Annotated in this window: 12 protein-coding genes and 1 riboswitch; of the genes, 4 read left to right on the plus strand and 8 right to left on the minus strand. The window is 50.0% G+C overall.

The genetic code is table 11. From position 1 onward, the window contains the following. Positions 1 to 16 precede the first annotated feature (16 nt). Positions 17 to 973 carry a quinolinate synthase NadA gene (gene nadA, locus D082_RS00735; protein WP_028946843.1) on the plus strand — a complete coding sequence of 319 codons (957 nt, stop codon included), beginning with the start codon at positions 17 to 19 and terminating at the stop codon, positions 971 to 973. Between the two features lie 81 nt (positions 974 to 1054). Continuing rightward, positions 1055 to 1828, plus strand: coding sequence for a hypothetical protein (locus D082_RS00740; RefSeq protein ID WP_238546776.1), 774 nt, complete (start codon positions 1055 to 1057; stop codon positions 1826 to 1828). 110 nt (positions 1829 to 1938) lie between these two features. On the opposite strand, the gene speA is transcribed toward D082_RS00740, so the two are convergent. The 7 genes from speA to D082_RS00770 all read right to left on the minus strand — a co-directional run bounded on the left by speA (position 1939) and on the right by D082_RS00770 (position 12674). After that, entirely contained in the window at positions 1939 to 4005 is a 2067-nt protein-coding gene (gene speA, locus D082_RS00745; RefSeq protein WP_369796125.1) for a biosynthetic arginine decarboxylase, read from the minus strand. A 275-nt stretch (positions 4006 to 4280) separates the two neighbouring features. Continuing rightward, positions 4281 to 4448: a hypothetical protein gene (locus D082_RS18465; RefSeq protein WP_158506478.1), complete on the minus strand. Its 168-nt coding sequence runs from the start codon at positions 4446 to 4448 to the stop codon at positions 4281 to 4283. A 261-nt stretch (positions 4449 to 4709) separates the two neighbouring features. Then, entirely contained in the window at positions 4710 to 7664 is a 2955-nt protein-coding gene (gcvP, locus tag D082_RS00750; protein ID WP_028946840.1) for an aminomethyl-transferring glycine dehydrogenase, read from the minus strand. A gap of 215 nt (positions 7665 to 7879) precedes the next feature. Further along, positions 7880 to 8500, minus strand: coding sequence for a 7-carboxy-7-deazaguanine synthase QueE (locus tag D082_RS00755; protein WP_028946839.1), 621 nt, complete (start codon positions 8498 to 8500; stop codon positions 7880 to 7882). A gap of 15 nt (positions 8501 to 8515) precedes the next feature. Next, positions 8516 to 9874, minus strand: coding sequence for a UDP-N-acetylmuramoyl-L-alanine--D-glutamate ligase (gene murD / locus D082_RS00760; protein WP_028946838.1), 1359 nt, complete (start codon positions 9872 to 9874; stop codon positions 8516 to 8518). Between the two features lie 180 nt (positions 9875 to 10054). Continuing rightward, the gene (locus D082_RS00765; protein ID WP_028946837.1) at positions 10055 to 11362 is read right to left on the minus strand and encodes a pitrilysin family protein; all 1308 of its coding nucleotides are present in this window, start codon (positions 11360 to 11362) and stop codon (positions 10055 to 10057) included. 19 nt (positions 11363 to 11381) lie between these two features. Next, on the minus strand, positions 11382 to 12674 hold the full coding sequence (locus D082_RS00770) for a pitrilysin family protein (protein WP_028946836.1): 1293 nt from the start codon (positions 12672 to 12674) through the stop codon (positions 11382 to 11384). A gap of 172 nt (positions 12675 to 12846) precedes the next feature. Further along, positions 12847 to 12989, plus strand: a riboswitch (cobalamin riboswitch). On the opposite strand from D082_RS00770, the gene D082_RS00775 reads away from it, so the two are divergent. Further along, the gene (locus D082_RS00775; protein ID WP_038529838.1) at positions 12963 to 13616 is read left to right on the plus strand and encodes a HupE/UreJ family protein; all 654 of its coding nucleotides are present in this window, start codon (positions 12963 to 12965) and stop codon (positions 13614 to 13616) included. Its footprint overlaps the riboswitch before it by 27 nt. 56 nt (positions 13617 to 13672) lie before the next feature. After that, a complete protein-coding gene (gene ispG, locus D082_RS00780; RefSeq protein WP_028946834.1) occupies positions 13673 to 14884 on the plus strand; it encodes a (E)-4-hydroxy-3-methylbut-2-enyl-diphosphate synthase in 1212 nt (403 codons plus the stop codon). 95 nt (positions 14885 to 14979) lie between these two features. On the opposite strand, the gene gyrB is transcribed toward ispG, so the two are convergent. After that, positions 14980 to 16905 carry a DNA topoisomerase (ATP-hydrolyzing) subunit B gene (gyrB, locus tag D082_RS00785; RefSeq protein ID WP_028946833.1) on the minus strand — a complete coding sequence of 642 codons (1926 nt, stop codon included), beginning with the start codon at positions 16903 to 16905 and terminating at the stop codon, positions 14980 to 14982. Positions 16906 to 16962: the final 57 nt, after the last annotated feature.

The following is a 16962-nucleotide window of genomic DNA, read 5'->3' on the forward strand; positions in this document are numbered from 1 at the left end:
CAGGAGCCAAAACATAGTGTTCACCGCCGTTGCCCCGCCCCAAGAAACCCTGCCCCGTGACTTAGTGGGAGCGATTCAGAGTCTGAAAAAGGAGTTGAATGCGGTAATTTTGGCCCATTATTACCAAGAGGCGGCCATCCAAGACATTGCCGATTATTTAGGGGACTCCCTGGGGCTATCCCAACAGGCGGCCAGCACCGATGCCGATGTAATCGTTTTTGCCGGGGTACATTTCATGGCGGAAACAGCTAAAATTCTCAATCCCCATAAGTTGGTACTTTTGCCCGATTTATCAGCGGGCTGTTCTTTAGCGGATAGTTGCCCTCCCCGGGAATTTGCCCGATTTAAACAACAGTATCCTGATCATTTAGTCATTAGTTACATCAACTGCACAGCGGAAATTAAAGCCCTGAGCGATATAATTTGCACCAGTTCCAATGCGGTGAAAATTGTTCAACAATTGCCGGAGGACCAAAAAATAATTTTTGCCCCAGACCGCAATTTAGGCCGTTATGTGATGGAGCAAACCGGGCGACAAATGGTGCTGTGGCAGGGCAGTTGCATTGTCCATGAAACTTTCTCGGAACGGCGTTTGCTGGAGCTAAAAGCTAAATATCCCCAGGCAGAAATCATTGCCCACCCTGAATGTGAAGAAGCCATTCTGCGCTATGCGGACTTCATCGGTTCCACCACGGCGTTACTCAATTATTCCCATCAATCTCCGGGTAAAGAATTTATTGTCGGCACCGAGCCGGGCATCATTCACCAAATGCAAAAACTTTCCCCCTCTAAGCAATTTATTCCCCTGCCTAATAACAGTAACTGCGACTGTAATGAGTGCCCCTATATGCGTTTGAACACCCTCGAAAAACTGTACTGGGCTATGAAACGGCGATCGCCGCAGATTACCTTACCGGAGGAGACCATGGTGGGGGCCCTGAAACCGATCCAAAGAATGCTGGCCATGTCTTAGTTGTGGCATAGCAACGCCCCAGGAGTATCGGCAAGATAGGCTAGTATGATGGTCGAGAAGCTAATGATTGTGAGGGCGACGATGACTGCCAAGTTATCCTGGGTGGGCCGAAAACTGTTCTTTCCCCTGTTCCTGAGCGGCTGGATGGTGAGTTGTAGCCCCCTCAATCCCTTCGGTCTGGCCCAGGAGTATTTGGACATTGCAAAACTAGAGGAAATTTCCAATCAGCGCACAGTCAACGTCCAGGGCATTGTGGTCAATGTGGCTCCGTTTTTAGAAGGGGGTGCTTACCAAATCCAAGATAAAACCGGACGGGTGTGGGTGAAAACCGATCGCCAGTTGCCCCGTAAAGGCACAGTGCTCAGTATTCGCGGAGAAGTGGCCTTTGAACCCATTTTCATCGGCCCGGAAAAGTTGGGGGAATCCTACCTAGTGGAAACCACCGCCCCCAATCCCCAAGCCACCGCTAGCAATGACGGTCCCGATACCAGTGTCCCCGCCGAGGAAACTCCCACGGCGATCGCCCCAACGGAAAACACTACGGACATTGCCGTTATTCAAGAAACAACAACAGAGCAAACGGAACCGACAGGGACAACGGAAGCAACGGAGGTAACGGCAGAAGTGGCAGAGGAAGTAACCGCTACGGAAACCCCAGTGTCTCCAGTGTCTTCTGATACTGCCGCCAATCTCATGCCTCCTACCAGTTCTAGTGATAATTCATCCACTAGAATTCCAGTGGCCAATCCCGAAGCCCCCCGCCCGATCGCCGATTCCGCCTCCCCCCAGCCCCCCAGTCAGACCAAACCAAATTTTGACAACCAGTTCCTGCCCCATAAACGCCTCAGTAAATAGGCACAAGGGCACACTTTTCCCTTAGATCGGGATGCCATTGAGATACCGGGAATTTGATGTGTAGATGTTTAGCCAGCCTTAATTCCCGCCGTCAATTTGATTAGTTGGAATTAGTTTGGTTGGATGCCAGAGGTAGGCTTGAGGTAGGTATATTGCAATAAACTGCGCTCATAATTTTCCAGCAGTAATTGGGACTCTTCCAAGCTCATGTGTTTATCTCCCATGGCCTGCTCACAGTAGCGGCGCATATTTTCTAGTAAATCCTCAGGATCGTACTGCACATAACCCAACACTTCCGCAATGGTGTCCCCTCGGACTAAATGTTCAATTTGGTAGCCTTTGGGATTCATTTGGATATGCACCACATTAATATCCCCAAATAAATTATGTAGGTTACCCATAATTTCTTGATAGGCTCCCACCAGAAACATGCCTAGATAATAGGGTTCTACCTTAGGGGGGGTATCTTCTTGTTCTACTTCGAGCAACGGGTGAAGTTCCAACACTGACTTAACATCCCGTAGATCGATAAATTGGTCTATTTTGCCGTCACTGTCGCAGGTAATGTCCGCTAAAATCCCCCTTTCTGTGGGTTCTTCGTCTAAGCGATGGATGGGCATAATGGGAAAAAGCTGGTCGATCGCCCAGGAATCGGGGGCTGATTGAAACACAGACATGTTGGCATAGTAAATGGAAGCCAAATTAACTTCTAAATTTTCCAAATCATCGGGGACATATTCCTGCTGACGACAAATTTGTAAAATCTTGCGGCAACAGGCCCAATAAAGTTCCTCTGCTTTGGCCCTTTCCTTCAGGCCTAAATAACCAAAGTTAAATAAACTAATGGCCTCGGTTTTAAATTGTTCCACATCATGGTACGCTTCCTGGTAATTATCCACCGTAATGGTTTCCCAGGTTTCCATCAAATTGCGTAAAATTGCATGGTCTTTGCCCTTTACTTTCGGCAATGGGGGATTGATATCGTTGGTGGCCACAATGTCGAAAATTAGCACCGATTGATGGCTGGCGATCGCCCGGCCACTTTCACTAATCAGCACAGGACAGGGTACTTCAGCGGCCACACAGGCATCTTGTACTGCTGAAATCACATCGTTAACATAATTCTGGATGTTGTAATTCTTGGAAGCGTAAAAATTGGTTTTGGAGCCGTCATAATCTACCCCTAAACCTCCCCCCACATCCAGATAGCGCATATTAGCCCCCAGCTTGGACAACTGGACAAAAATTTGGCTGGCTTCCGTCATCGCTTCTTTGATGACAGAAATAGAGGAAATTTGGGAGCCAATGTGGAAATGGAGTAACTGTAAACTATCCAACATATCCGCGTCCCGCAGTTGCCCGATCGCCGTCAACATTTCGGGAATGGTCAAACCAAATTTAGCCCGATCGCCGGTGGAAATGCCCCAACGGCCCATACCTTGGGTACTAAGTTTGGCCCGCACCCCCAAAATTGGTTTAATGCCAAGGTTGCGGGAAATTTCGATGGCCAAAGATACTTCCGCCACCTGTTCCACCACAATAATGGGTCGATGGCCGAGACGACGGGCTAGTAAAGCAGTTTCGATATATTCCCGGTCTTTGTAGCCATTACAAATCAGTAAAGGTTGATTTTGCTGATCCGGCTCCGGGTTTTCCTGGGGTTGCAACATAGCCAGGGCAATCATCAACTCCGGCTTAGAACCCGCTTCCAAACCAAAATTGTAAGGAGTGCCATAGCGCACCAGGGATTCGACAATGTGACGGTGTTGGTTACATTTAATTGGATATACTCCCCGGTAGGTGTTGGGGTAACGGTACCGGGCAATACCCCTAGCAAAGGCTGCATTGAGACGATTAATGCGATCAGCTAGAATATCCGAGAAGCGCAGTAGTAAAGGTAAGCCAATGTTCCTTTGTCTTAAACCATTAACTAACTCATACAAATCCAGCGCGCCCCCGTGGTCGGCCTGGGGAGAAACGGTCACATGGCCCGCTGCATTGATGGAAAAATAGGGTTCCCCCCAACCAGCAATGCGATATAAATTCTCACTATCGTCAATGGTCCAACGACGGGGCTCGGCGATCGCCTGGGGAAGAGATTGACTTTCCCCCGAAGACGCTAGGGAGACCTCAGTGCCGTCGGCTTGCTCCGCCATTGCCATGATATTCAGTTCCATTAACTCCCCTTCCATGGCCTATCCCAGCAATAAAATTAACTGCTTTGATTGTGACATTCCCACAACAAAACTGGCCAACAATCTTCGCACTGTTGGGCCGACAAAGGACGGGCATAGGAAGTCGAAAAGTTAAGTTATTCTGCTCTTAAGTGAAGACCTACAACTTGTCGGCACAGATGCCCCCCAATCAAGGAAAAATTAAAGTCAGGGGGCAGAAAAGAAAAGGGCCAACCACAGCTAGTCACGATGTCCATCCAGCTAGAGCTAGGACTAGACTATTCTTCATCAGCACCATTGACTAGAATTTCACCTTCAAAAGGTTGAACACCAACGACGGGGTATTCATCATCGGACGGGCCAAAAACCCGAGCAAATGCTTCGGTGAAATACTGCATGAGATCCTGTAGCACTTGGTTCAATTTCATCATAACCTCCGTCCCCATCGGGGAAGCTCAACAGTTGTCTTGTAGGCAAGTCTGAGAAAATCGGGAGGTTACGGGCCTCTGGTGTGATCGACCAGGACTAGGTGTTGTTTTACTTATTTCCCTGCCCCCTGGCTTTCCTCTTGCTTTAATTATCCAATTAAAAAGAGACTATATGAGGATTTCTTAACATATTTTCAAAATTGAGCATTGATTTGCGGCGCATTGACGTGTAATTTCGCCCAGCCCCATTACTTCTCAATCTTCAACATTAGAAATTAATTAGCCCTTGTAGGCCTCCATGCCTTCGCAGGAACAAACCAGATGGCGATCGCCGTAGGTGTTATTAATGCGGCCAACGGCGGGCCAGAATTTAAATTGTTTAGTCCAGGGGGCGGGGTAAGCGGCCTGTTCTTGGCCATAGGAATGATTCCATTCACCACAAATTAGGGATTGGGCCGTGTGGGGCGCATTTTTCAGGGGGTTATCGCTGGGATCAATTTTGCCATTGGCGATCATTTGGGCTTCCTGGTAAATGGCAATCATGGCCTCGCAAAAACGGTCTAATTCTGCAAGGGATTCACTTTCCGTTGGTTCCACCATCATGGTTCCCAGCACTGGCCAAGACACGGTGGGGGCATGGAAACCAAAATCCATTAACCGTTTGGCCACATCATCTACTTCGATTGCTGCTTGTTTTTTCAGGGGCCGCAAATCGAGAATACATTCATGGGCCACCAGACCTTGATTGCCCTTGAACAAGATGGGGTAATAGTTTTCCAGCCGTTTAGCGGTGTAATTGGCATTGAGAATAGCCACCGCCGTTGCTTTGGTTAGGCCCTCAGCACCCATCATGGCAATGTACATCCAAGAGATAACAAGAATGCTGGCACTGCCGTAGGGAGCAGCGGAAATCAAACCAATGGATTGATTGGTGTCGGAATTTTCAGCGGCAAAATTTAAGCTTGTGGAAGGCAAAAAGCCCCCAAGATGGGCCTTAACCCCGATGGGCCCCATACCCGGGCCACCGCCCCCGTGGGGAATACAAAAGGTTTTATGTAAATTGAGATGACAAACATCTGCCCCAAAATCCGCCGGACGGCATAACCCCACCTGGGCATTCATGTTAGCCCCGTCCATATAAACCTGGCCACCAAAACGGTGTATAATTTCGCAAATTTCGACAATGGTGGCTTCAAACACCCCATGGGTAGAAGGATAGGTCACCATCAAAGCCGCCAGGCGATCGCCGTACTTTTGCGCTTTATTTACCAAATCTGTCACGTCAATGTTGCCATCCCCATCGCATTTAACGGCAATGACTTCCATGCCGCACATCACTGCACTGGCGGGGTTAGTACCATGGGCCGATTCAGGAATTAAACAAACGGTGCGCTTTTCTTCCCCTCGACTGAGATGATATTGACGAATCACCTGTAACCCAGCATATTCCCCCTGGGAGCCGGCATTGGGTTGCAAAGAAATGGCATCAAAACCGGTGATTTCCCCTAACCAAGCTTCCAATTGCTCAAATAAAATCTGATAGCCTTCCGTTTGGCCAGCGGGGGCGAAGGGATGAATTTTGCCAAACTCTGGCCAAGTGACGGGGACCATTTCCGCTGTGGCGTTAAGTTTCATGGTGCAGGAACCCAACGGAATCATGGAAGTATTTAAAGCTAAATCTTTGCTTTCCAATTGGTGCAAGTAACGCAATAACTCAGTTTCAGAATGGTATTGGTTAAACACCGGCTCCTGTAAATACTCACTCTGGCGGGCTAAATCGGCGGCAAAACCCGTTTTAATTTCTGGCCAAAGTTCTTCTGGAGTAAAAGGCAAATCATCTTTGCCCGCAAACACTTGCCACAGATCGAGCAAATCCTGGACTGTAACCGTTTCATCTAAACTTATGCCCACTTCCCCCGGGGCCAATAAGCGCAGATTAATGCTCCGCTTTTCCGCCGCTTTCAAGATAGCTGGGGCACTCTGTTCGCCTACCCCCACCCGCAAAGTATCAAAGAAAGAATCATTATTGAGGCTGTAATTAAGCCGTTTTAAACCTGCTGCCAATAATGCTGTCAACTGATGAATCCGCAGAGCAATATTTTTCAACCCCGTGGGGCCGTGGTACACCCCATACATGGAAGCCATAACGGCAAGGAGGACTTGGGCAGTACAAATGTTACTAGTGGCCTTGTCCCGGCGGATATGTTGCTCCCTGGTCTGCAACGCTAAACGGAGGGCTGGATTGCCATGGACATCTTTGGAAATCCCGACAATGCGGCCGGGAATTTTCCTTTGATACTCCGCTTTAGTGGCAAAGTAGGCGGCGTGGGGTCCACCGTAGCCTAAAGGTATGCCAAAACGCTGGGTACTGCCCACGGCAATGTCCGCTCCCAGCTCACCAGGGGGAGTTAGCAGGGTCAAACTGAGGAGATCAGCAGCCAAGGTAACTAGGGCTTGATGTGCATGGGCCTGGTTAATGAAACTACGGTAATCGTACACTTCCCCATCGGTGGCAGGGTATTGCAACAGAGCACCAAAGATGGGAGTACTAAAATCGAAGCTTTGATGGTTGCCCACAATCACTTCAATGCCCAAGGGGTTGGCCCGGGTTTTAATCACCTCAATGGTTTGGGGATGGCAGTCCTGGGCTACAAAAAAAGCATTGGCTTTACTTTTGCTAACTCCGTAACTCAGGGCCATGGCCTCAGCGGCGGCGGTGCCTTCGTCCAACAAAGAAGCATTGGCAATTTCCAACCCGGTTAAATCCATTACCATGGTCTGGAAATTCAGTAGGGCTTCCAACCGGCCCTGGGCAATTTCCGCTTGGTAAGGAGTATAGGCAGTGTACCAACCGGGATTTTCCAAAATGTTGCGTTGAATCACCGGCGGAGTAATCGTGTCGTAATACCCCATGCCAATGTAGGAGCGGAAAACTTGATTTTTGGATGCAATGGACTTCAACTGGGCGATCGCCCCATATTCCCCCTGGGGAGACGGCAGTTTGAGGGAACCATGGAGGCGAATGGCCTGGGGCACAGCTTGATCAATTAATTCCCCTAGGGATTGAAAGCCTAACTCCTGGAGCATCTGCTGTTGTTCCCCTTCACCCGGGCCCAGATGACGATCCACAAATGCCTCTGCTGGGGCTAACTTCTCCTCCAGCTTGTTGAGATCCGCTAGGTGCTGTGGGGATTGGGACAGGGGAGCAACAACGGAAGACTCTAAGTTGGGCATAGTGGCGGAGTGGGGAAGGGGTGAACGCCTAGACTGGATCTGTGAAAAAATGTTACGGGTTAATGGGAATTAGATACAAAGCTTAACAAATTTTTGGAAAGTAGGGATCGGAAACTAACCACTGACAATCCTGACGGATGAATCCGGGGATGTTCCCGCGCCATAAATTTTGATCATTGATTTAGTTTGTGGAGTACTGAACAGGGCGAATTTGCTCAACGAACCCCCAGGTATTTATGGGTCTGGAGGCCCAAGCGCCATTGGGGATGGGTGAGGACATAGGCAAAAATCCTTGCATTCATTGCTTCTGTTTCCCATTCAGCCTGTAAATAAAGACGAGTCCCGCGGCTAACTTTAGTTGCCTCTATTTCTGCCCAGCTAAAATCTTTGTCCTGGCTGATAATCACTTTTAATTCGTTAGCCAGGGGATAAATTTCTGCTTGGGGGAGCCTATAGGGTTTAGGGGACAGAGTAATCCAGTCAAATTGACCAGTTAGTGGGTAAACCCCAGAAGTTTCCAAGTGGAGACGTAAACCCTGGTTTTTCAGGGCTTGACATAGGGGGTTGAGGTCGTGCATGAGTGGTTCTCCCCCTGTAATCACCACAAAGCCAGGTTTAGCTTGCACCGCCCGTTGCACCAGTTCTATTACCGTTTGTCGGGGATGGTGTTGGGTCGGCCAGGTTTCCTTTTGATCACACCAAGGACAATGAACATCACAACCCCCGAGGCGAATGAAAAAAGCATTACTGCCAGCCCAGGCGCCCTCCCCCTGTAGGGAATGGAAAGTTTCCGCAATTGGGTAAGTAAAAGTTAAAGGTTCAGAGATGGTGGCCATATTTCACAAAGGTTTCTAACCCAATGCTAAACAACAGGCACGGAAGTCATCTCCCCGTTCCTCAAAGCTATTATATTGGTCAAAACTGGCACAGGCCGGGGAAAGTAGGACCGCAGTGGCATTGTTTTTACTAGCTAACTCCAATCCGCGCTGAACGGCATTGGCCATAGTTTCCACTATTTCGTAATTTTCGTAGCCCACTGCCTTTAGCCTGGTCGCAAACCTGGGGGCCGCATCGCCAATTAGTAAAACCGCTACCGCCTTTTGTTGAATTTGCGCCAACCAAGCTTGATCATCTCCTTCTTTGGCTTCTCCCCCAGCGATCAAGATGGTGGGCCCTTTCATGGAGGATAGGCCTACTTCTGCCGCATCATAGTTGGTTGCCTTGCTATCGTTAATAAACTGCACTCCGTTGACCGTACAAATGGGTTCTAAACGGTGGGGCACTCCAGTAAAAGTTAATAAGGTTTCTGTGATTGCTTTTTTATCAATGCCCGCTAAACGGGCGGCGGCGATCGCCATTAATAAATTTTGCCGGTTATGTTGCCCGGGCATTTTGAACAGGTTAATGGGGGCAATTAATTCCCCAAAGGCATTAACCCAATTATCCTGGAGGTAAACCCCTTGTTTAGCCTCACAAAGGCTCTGTAGATGGTCGCTGCCTTGGGTGCTAGTCCAATGGGCTTGGGGGTAGAGGTGGGGGCCATGGCCATGGAGATGGGCGTCGTCACCGTTGAGCACCTGGATGGCAGAGCGGGAAAGCAAACTGGCTTTGATGTTGAAATAATTCTCTAGGCTTTTGTGGCGACTGAGATGATCTGGCGTGAATGTTGTCCAAAGACCAATTTGGGGAGATAGAGTTGGGGAAGATTCAATTTGATAACTGCTAATTTCCGCCACAATCCAATCATAATTTTGGTTTTGCAAGACCAGCTCACAGGCTGCATAGCCAATGTTGCCGCAGGCCGGAGCATTCAGCCCAGCCTTCTGAAAAATCGCTTGTACTAAGGATGTGGTGGTGGTTTTTCCGTTGGTGCCCGTAATGCCCACCCAAGGTACGGCATGGAGATACTGCCAAGCTAATTCCAATTCCCCCATCACGTCTACTCCCTTTTCCCGGGCCGCAACTAACAGAGGAATATCCCAGGGGACTCCCGGGCTGACCACAATGCGTTCTGGCCAAGCTTCTCTAATTGGATCTAGGCGATCGCCGAGTTTAAGGGTGATTCCTTCTTGAACCAAGGATTGTCCCATGGCCCGGAGTTGGTCGTTATCTGCCTGGTCCAACACCATTACGTCCCAGCCATCCCGATGCAACACTCGAGCCGCGGCCATGCCGGAACGTCCTAACCCAATTACACAAGCCTGGGGCATATGATTTGACTTTACTGTTAAAAACTATTGAAAGTTGGGGGCAAAAAGGGAGCCCCCCTGGCATCGATGTCGCACCATTTTAGCTTTGAGGGGGATCACCGCCAACTAACCAAAACCTCCCCAGGGATAAAGTCGGGAAATTTTGGCTCATTTTAGGATTTTTTGTCCCTTGATTGGGCCCTAGATCAAAGCAGAAGATACTTGGCCCTGTCCTTCCGCCACTAGGTCAAAATATTTCGCCAAACCTTCCTCTGGCCCGACCACGGAGAGATAGGGTTCGGCTAAATAGGTTTGGGCCACCCGTTGGGCATCGGCCTCCGTTACCTTCTGCACCTGTTCCTGAAATTCACTGTCAAAGGCTATACCCAAGCCCAAGGTTTCGTACCAGCCAAATAAATGGGCGATTTCCCCGTTGGTTTGTTTGCCCAGGGCATATTGCCCCAATAGTTTATTTTGTGCCGCTTTAATTTCCCCTTCCTCCAATCTTTCTTCACATAATCGGTCCGTTTCTGCCCGCAATCCCGCAATGGCGATCGCCGTGTTTTCGGGAGCGGTGCCCATGTAGGTGACAAACTGGGAAGAACCCAAACGGGTGGGATAAAAAGCCGACACGTCGTAGGCCAAACCGCGTTTTTCCCTCAGTTCCACAAACAGACGGCTGGAGAGGCCATTACCCAGATAGGTACTGAGCAATTTCAACGGCGCATAATCCTCATGTTTAACCCCCACCCCTAGATAACCCAAAAGCACCACTGATTGCTGCGTGGCCTGGGGGGTGAGCTGTTCCTTTGGACGGGGATTCAAGGGAGTCAGAATCGGGCAAACAATGGATTGTTCAGGGATAGCCCAGTCACCAAAACTGTTTTCCACCCAATCCCTAGCCTGGGCTAGGGTCAGCCGTCCCGCCAAGCTGATCACTAAATTATCGGGGCGAAAATAGGCCTGGTGATATTCCCAGAGATCCTGGGCGGTAAAATGGGGCACCACCTCTTCACTACCCAAAATGGAATAACCATAGGGGTGGTTGGGATACATGGATTGGCGCAGTTGGTGGAAGGCCACGTTAAAGGGCTGTTCCCGTTGGGATTGGATGGCCTGGATAATCAAACGCTTTTCCAGTTCAATTTCCCCCCCATCAAAGCTGGGGTAACGGAGAATCTCCGCTGCTAAATCGAGAATGACCGGAAAGTCCGTGGTGACGGTTTTTAAACTCAAAGCCCAGTAATCGCTGGCCGCATCCGCCCCTAGATTAGCCCCCAGACATTCCACAAATTCAGCAATATCCAAAGCCGATCGCCGTTTGGTGCCCTTGGTGATCACCGTGGCCATCAGATGGGAAAGCCCCACTTTTTGGGGAGAGTCCCAGCAAGCTCCCGCCTGTTTCAGAAAAATCCGTCCCGCCACCAGATCCGCCGCCGGATTTTCCGCACAAATGAGAGTAATGCCGTTATCGAGAACGAGACGCTGGATAGATTGATGATTACGCATAGATTGCAGATTGCCAGGGCTAGGATTCGGCCGCTTCTAGGAGTACCAGGGCATAGGCCTCGGTGGACAGGTAACGCTGGGCCAAGATTTGCAAAGCCTGGGGTTCGTATTGTCTAACAATTTGGGGATAGGCGATCGCCAACTCAGCGGTGGCCAGGGTTTGGTAGTAACCGTACAGACCCGCTAGTTGGGCCGGGGTTTCCGTGGAAAAAATAAAGTCGTTACAGAGTAGCCGTTGGGCCCGGGCCAGTTCTGCTCCACTGATGGGAATGGTTTGCAACGTTTGAATGGCGGCACAAATTTCCGCCTCTACCCTTTCTACCTGGTCTGAATTTAGGTAGGCGTTGATGGTGAACAGACTGGCTTCTTTTTGCAAAGAAAAACAACTCTGGATGTCGAATACCAACCCCAGTTCCTCCCGCAGCCGTTGCACTAACCGCGCACAGTGGCTCCCTGCCAGTACAACAGCTAGTAAATCTAAACCAATGTTGTCTTGGAGACGGTCAATGCCGGGGCCATTCCAACCCATGGTTAGCCGACTGGGGCCCAGTTCCGGTATCCGTAGGGTTTCCCGTTTGATGGTTTGGACGGGATGATTGGGCAATCTGGTGGTAGGGGGACATTCCGACCGCACACCAAAATGGTCAAAAATTTCTTCCATATAGGCGATCGCCGCTGTTTCCCGGATATCCCCCACCATAACTACGGTCATATTTTCCGGTTGGTAATGGGTGCGGTGGAAACAACGCAATTGATTGGCGGTGTAATTTTGTACGGCGGCGGCATCCCCCAACACAGAGCGGCCATAGGCATGCTGGGGATGGAGTAACTGACAGAGAGCTTGAAATCCCAACCAATCGGGGTCATCTTCACTACCGCGGATTTCCTCTAGCACCACTTCCCGTTCATAAAAAAGACATTCTTCGGGCACTTCCGCCTGCAAAAGAATTTCCGCCAAGTAGGGCAATGTGCGGGGTAAATAGTCCGCCGCTGTGGTCAGGTAAAAATGGGCATAATCATGGCTGGTGGCGGCGTTGGCCATGCCCCCGTTGTATTCAATGACCTGGTCGAATGCCCCCGGTGGTACCCGTTTGGTACCCTTAAAAATCATGTGCTCCAACAGGTGAGCTACCCCCGGCCACGCATCCGGCTCGGCGATCGCCCCGGCCCGCACCCACACATCTACCACCGCCACGGGAACCGTGGGCACATCCTGATGGATCAGGGTCAACCCCCGGTCGAAGGTAAAAATTTTGGCCGGAAAATCCGGTTTTGTCGGGCATAGTTGCACAGACACAAAGCTCATATCCATTGGGGTCTATGCCTTCTATCCTAGGCGATCGCCGCCTTAACCGCCGGTTAACCCCCCGGAGTTTATGTTTTTTTCGTGACAAGGTGGGCGGGACCCAGTTTTTGCCATTGCACAAAAATTAACTTTGTTCCATTATCCCGACAACAAAAGGGAGGAAAATCCATGCTAGGGTTGGGAACTGCGTTGAGTTGGTTCCATTGGGTAACAGCCAGTGGAGGTAACGGGGAAAAGCTGGTGCAAAGCCAATACTGTCCCGCAACTGTGATGGGCCCAGCGCCCTAAGTCAGGATGCCCGCCAACCATTACCCCATTCTTTATAATCAAATCTGCGAGGTACAGATTGTGGATATTACAGGTTTATCTAATTTACTGACTTCCCCCCCACTCCTGGCGCACCATCCTTTTGGGGGGACTACTCCGGATAATTTCTTCGAAGGTTTGCTTTCCGGGTTGGGACACCCCGTCATCGGCCTAGACCACCTTGCCTTTGTCATTGCCGTTGGCCTCATTGCCGCTAGGTTACGCCATGGTTGGCTGATGCCCCTCATTTTTATCACCATGGCGATCGCCGGCACCGGTTTGCATTTAATCGGGGCTGATCTGCCCCAGCCGGAACTGGTCATTGCCGGTTCTGTGGTTTTGTTCGGCATATTTTTAGCACTGGGACGGTCCCTACCACCAATTCTGGTCATGGTTTTGGCGGCCATTGCTGGAGTCTTCCATGGCTATGCCTACGGAGAAGCCGTCATCGGAGCCGAAATGAATCCCCTAGTGGCCTATCTGCTAGGTTTTTCCCTCATTCAACTGGCGATCGCCATGGGGGCCTACGCTTTGGCCCGGTTCTGGGAGGAAAAACAAGAAGCCTTGCTCAACCTAAGATTCGTGGGCTTTCTCGTAGCCGGGGCAGGCATTGTCTTCACCGCCAGTGCCCTGGGGGGGTAATTGGTTATGGGATAATCAGGTTGGCTACAGTTTTTTGCTAAAAACTCAACTTTCCCATGGTAACTGCTTCCTTGCCGACCCCTGTCCAGAACGAGTTCGATACCACTATCCACCGCCGCAAAACCCGCCCTGTGCCCGTGGGGCCCATCACCATTGGTGGTGGCAATCCAGTGGTAGTGCAGTCCATGATCAACGAAGATACCCTGGATGTGGACGGTTCCGTCGCTGGCATTCGTCGCCTCCATGAAATTGGTTGTGAAATTGTCCGGGTAACGGTGCCTAGCATGGCCCACGCCAAAGCCCTAGCGGATATTAAACAGAAACTGCAAAGTACTTACCAAAATGTGCCCCTGGTGGCCGATGTCCACCATAACGGCATGAAGATTGCCTTGGAAGTGGCCAAACATGTGGATAAGGTACGCATTAACCCAGGGCTATACGTGTTTGAAAAGCCTGATGCCCAACGGGAAGGCTACAGCGACCAGGAATTTGCCGAAATCGGCGACAAAATTCGTCAAACCCTAGAACCCCTGGTGGTTTCCCTACGGGATCAGGGTAAATCCATGCGGATCGGCGTTAACCATGGTTCCCTCTCTGAAAGAATGCTTTTTACCTATGGGGACACCCCCGAAGGCATGGTGCAATCGGCCTTGGAATTCATCAAAATTTGTGAATCCTTAGATTTCCGCAATCTAGTCATTTCCATGAAAGCGTCTCGGGTGCCAGTAATGTTGGCAGCCTATCGCCTGATGGTAAAACGGATGGACGAGCTGGGTATGGATTATCCTCTCCATCTAGGGGTTACTGAAGCCGGGGATGGGGAATATGGCCGCATCAAATCCACCGCTGGCATTGCTACCCTTTTGGCCGATGGCATTGGCGACACCATCCGGGTTTCCCTCACCGAGGCCCCTGAAAAGGAAATTCCCGTTTGCTACAGCATCCTCCAAGCTCTGGGTTTACGGAAAACCATGGTGGAATATGTAGCCTGTCCCTCCTGTGGCCGCACGTTGTTCAACTTGGAAGATGTGTTGCATGAAGTCCGGGAGGCGACTAAACATTTAACGGGTTTAGACATTGCTGTGATGGGCTGTATTGTTAACGGTCCTGGGGAAATGGCCGATGCCGACTATGGCTATGTGGGTAAGCAAGCTGGTTACATTGCTCTCTACCGTGGTCGAGAGGAAATTAAACGGGTTCCCGAAGCCGACGGAGTGCAGGAATTAATTAACTTGATCAAAGCCGATGGCCGTTGGGTAGACCCCTAGATCTTCCCCCAAGCTATCCCCGAAAACAGTTGAGCAAGGCCAGTAAGTACCGACCTTGCTTTTTTTTATTGCTGTTGGCCCATTGGCAAAGATGCTTAGATATCCAAGTCGGTGAGATTCAATTTTGTGCCATAGGTTTCGATGAATTCCCGCCGAGGGGCAACCCGATCGCCCATCAACACCGTAAAAATGCGATCGGCTTCAGCGGCATCTTCAATGTGGACTCTTTTCATGGTGCGGGTTTCCGGATTCATGGTGGTGTCCCACAGTTGTTGGGGCATCATTTCCCCTAACCCTTTGAAACGCTGGATGGTGTAATTAGCATTGGGGGGAAACTGACTGATTTGCTCCTGCAATTCCCGGTCGGAATAACAGTAGAAATGGTTTTTGCCCCGCTCCAATTTGTACAACGGCGGACAGGCGATATAAATGTAACCTTGGTCTACTAAATCCCGCTGATAACGGTAGAAGAAAGTTAGCAAAAGAGTACGTATGTGCGCGCCGTCCACATCAGCATCGGTCATAATTACTACTCTATGATAACGTAGAGAAGAAATATCAAAATCATCACCCTTAATTCCTAGTCCTAATGCTGTAATCAAGGCTTGAATTTCAGTGTTTTTATAAATCTTGGCATCGTCAGTTTTTTCAATATTTAAAATCTTGCCCCGCAGAGGCAAAATTGCTTGGAAACGGCGATCACGGCCTTGCTTGGCCGACCCGCCAGCAGAGTCCCCTTCCACGATGAAAATTTCCGATTCCGAGGGATCTTTGGAGCTACAATCTGCTAGTTTGCCAGGCAAAGTTGAAGATTCTAAAACTGATTTACGTCGTACTAATTCCCTGGCTCGACGGGCCGCTTCCGCCGCCTTAAAGGCCTGCACTGCTTTTTCAATAATGGAGTCAGCAACCCCAGGATTAAATTCTAAAAATTCCGTTAGGGCTTCCCCCACTAGGGTATCTACAATACCCCGGACTTCGGTGTTGCCCAATTTGGTTTTTGTTTGTCCTTCAAATTCCGGGTCAGGCACTTTAACGGAAATTACCCCGGTTAAGCCTTCACGGATATTTTCGCCGCCTAAATTACTATCTCCCTCTTTTAATTTGTTGCGTTTGCGGGCAATGGAGTTGAGAGTACGGGTTAAAACTGCTTTTAAACCTTCTAAATGGGTGCCACCATCAATAGTACGGATATTGTTGGCAAACCCCAACAGGGTATCACTGTAGGCATCCACACACCATTGCAGGGCAACTTCCACCTGCACATCGTTCTTTTCGCCGGACGTATAAATAATCTCTTCATGGAGTGGCGTTTTGTCCGTGGTCATATAGGTGACATATTCCCTAATGCCCCCTTCATAATAGAATTGTTCCTCTTTGAGGGAATTCGGACGGCGATCGCCAAAGGTAATACGTACCCCGGCATTGAGGTAGGCCAACTCCTTGAGGCGACTAGCTAGGGTATGGTAATCAAACTCGATGCCATCTTTGAAAATTTGGGTATCCGGCAAAAAAGAAACCTGAGTTCCTGTGGAGTGCTCCCCGTTGGGAGTGGCTTCCAAACTGCCGATGGGATTTCCCCGCTCAAACCTTTGGAAGTGTTCCTTGCCCTGGCGCCAAACCTTCACTTCTACCCACTCGGACAGGGCGTTAACTACGGAAACGCCAACCCCGTGTAAACCGCCGGATACCTTATAGCCACCGCCCCCAAACTTGCCCCCAGCATGGAGCACCGTTAAGACCGTTTCCAGAGCTGAGCGCCCGGTGGTAGGGTGAATATCCGTGGGAATGCCTCTGCCATTGTCCACCACGGTGACGGAACCATCGGCGTTAATATCAATTTCAATATGGGTGCAATAGCCCGCCAAAGCTTCGTCAATGGCATTGTCAACCACTTCATACACCAGGTGATGGAGGCCCTTGGGCCCCGTGGAGCCGATATACATCCCTGGGCGCTTACGGACTGGTTCCAACCCTTCCAAGACTTGAATTTGATCGGCACCGTAGTTCGTGGTCGTCATGGTCACTCCAAAATCAGGCTAGACTTAGGCATCTTTGTTGTAGGATGACAAAAGCCC

The organism is Synechocystis sp. PCC 6714 (genome assembly GCF_000478825.2).
Taxonomy (GTDB): domain Bacteria; phylum Cyanobacteriota; class Cyanobacteriia; order Cyanobacteriales; family Microcystaceae; genus Synechocystis.

Coding starts and splice junctions, on each gene's coding strand:
- D082_RS00770 (WP_028946836.1), bottom strand. CDS start 12,674: ATGGATATGAGCTTTGTGTCTGTGCAACTATGCCCGACAAAACCGGAT.
- D082_RS00755 (WP_028946839.1), bottom strand. CDS start 8,500: ATGGCCACCATCTCTGAACCTTTAACTTTTACTTACCCAATTGCGGAA.
- D082_RS00740 (WP_238546776.1), top strand. CDS start 1,055: ATGACTGCCAAGTTATCCTGGGTGGGCCGAAAACTGTTCTTTCCCCTG.
- gyrB (WP_028946833.1), bottom strand. CDS start 16,905: ATGACGACCACGAACTACGGTGCCGATCAAATTCAAGTCTTGGAAGGG.
- ispG (WP_028946834.1), top strand. CDS start 13,673: ATGGTAACTGCTTCCTTGCCGACCCCTGTCCAGAACGAGTTCGATACC.
- D082_RS00765 (WP_028946837.1), bottom strand. CDS start 11,362: ATGCGTAATCATCAATCTATCCAGCGTCTCGTTCTCGATAACGGCATT.
- speA (WP_369796125.1), bottom strand. CDS start 4,005: ATGGAACTGAATATCATGGCAATGGCGGAGCAAGCCGACGGCACTGAG.
- murD (WP_028946838.1), bottom strand. CDS start 9,874: ATGCCCCAGGCTTGTGTAATTGGGTTAGGACGTTCCGGCATGGCCGCG.
- D082_RS18465 (WP_158506478.1), bottom strand. CDS start 4,448: ATGGGGACGGAGGTTATGATGAAATTGAACCAAGTGCTACAGGATCTC.
- gcvP (WP_028946840.1), bottom strand. CDS start 7,664: ATGCCCAACTTAGAGTCTTCCGTTGTTGCTCCCCTGTCCCAATCCCCA.
- D082_RS00775 (WP_038529838.1), top strand. CDS start 12,963: ATGCCCGCCAACCATTACCCCATTCTTTATAATCAAATCTGCGAGGTA.